Below are 1,336 nucleotides of genomic sequence, written 5' to 3' on the forward strand. Positions count from 1 at the left end.
TCAATGTCGGCATCATCGAATACGATAAACGGCGCGTTGCCACCGAGCTCCATTGAGGTACGTTTGATGTCAGCCGCGCTTTGCTGCATCAGCACGCTACCGACTTGAGTAGAGCCAGTGAAAGACAACTTACGAATCAACGGGTGTGAAGTGAAGATAGCACCGACCTGACGGGAGTTTTCCCCCAATACCACTTGCAGCACATCGCGTGGGATACCCGCTTGATAGGCAAGCTCTGCAACCGCAAACGCAGACAGCGGCGTAGATTCAGATGGTTTTACCACAAAGCTACAGCCTGCTGCTAAAGCTGGCCCTGCTTTGCGCGTGATCATCGCAATTGGGAAGTTCCAAGGTGTAATCGCACAGGCGACACCAATTGGCTGTTTGATGGTCACCAAACGCTTGTCCGCACTTGGCGCAGGAATCGTCTCACCGTAGGTACGCTTCGCTTCTTCAGCAAACCATTCGATAAAGCTCGCGCCGTAAAGCACTTCACCTTGAGCTTCCGCTAGCGGCTTACCTTGCTCTAACGTCATCAAACGGCCAAGGTCGGCTTTGTTTTCTAACAGGAGTTGGAACCAACGATTGAGCATGCCAGCACGCATTTTTGCTGGCAGTGCCGCCCACTCTTTCTGCGCCACACTGGCACGTTCAATGCCATTTGAAATGTCGTTTTCGGTTGAAACTGGTGCGTACCCGAGGAGTTCTCCGGTCGCCGGATTAGTCACTGCAATGCCCTGTTGTGGATTCGCTACCATAAACGAAACAAGGCTTTGGTTTTGTATCTGTTGCATGGTCATTCCTTTTGACAACTCATCATCGCCGCTAAGCCAGCGGCGAGTTTATGTTTAAGCAGGGATCTGCTGCGTAATACAGTGAATGTTCCCTCCGCCGAGTAGAACCTCTCTCGACGGTATCGCGATGATTTGGTATTCCGGCATCGCGTTTTGCAAAATATCGATCGCCATAGCGTCGGTCTCTTCGTCCAGCATCGGCAAGAACACATGCTCGTTGACGATAAGAAAGTTCGCATAAGAGGCACTTAGGCGTTCGCCAGCTTGTCGACTCATTCCCGAACTGGCGTCAATGCCATTGGCTTCGCGCTCGCTGTAATGCAACGGACCCGGTAATGGCAAACGGACAATTTCAATATTGCGCCCTTTCGCATCGTGCTGAGATTTCAGTACTTGTTCCGCTTGACGAGATAACGCGTATTGCGGATCACTTGGGTCATCGGTCCAACTCAGTACCACCTTACCCGGAGCGATAACGTGCATCAGGTTGTCAACATGGCCGTCTGTTTCGTCATTGAATAAACCATTTGGCAACCAAATGA

General features: G+C 51.3%; 2 protein-coding genes. Both read right to left on the reverse strand.

Features of this window, described 5'->3' with window-relative positions:
- The coding region (locus IQR33_RS34475; RefSeq protein WP_228014159.1) for an aldehyde dehydrogenase family protein at positions 1 to 794 on the reverse strand (794 nt) is incomplete at its 3' end.
- A gap of 54 nt (positions 795 to 848) precedes the next feature.
- Positions 849 to 1,336, reverse strand: a 488-nt coding sequence (locus tag IQR33_RS26450) for an agmatine deiminase family protein (RefSeq protein WP_193844199.1), incomplete at its 5' end; no start/stop codon positions are given.

Origin of the sequence: Vibrio sp. OPT46, from assembly GCF_015163535.1 — a bacterium.
GTDB lineage: Bacteria > Pseudomonadota > Gammaproteobacteria > Enterobacterales > Vibrionaceae > Vibrio > Vibrio alginolyticus.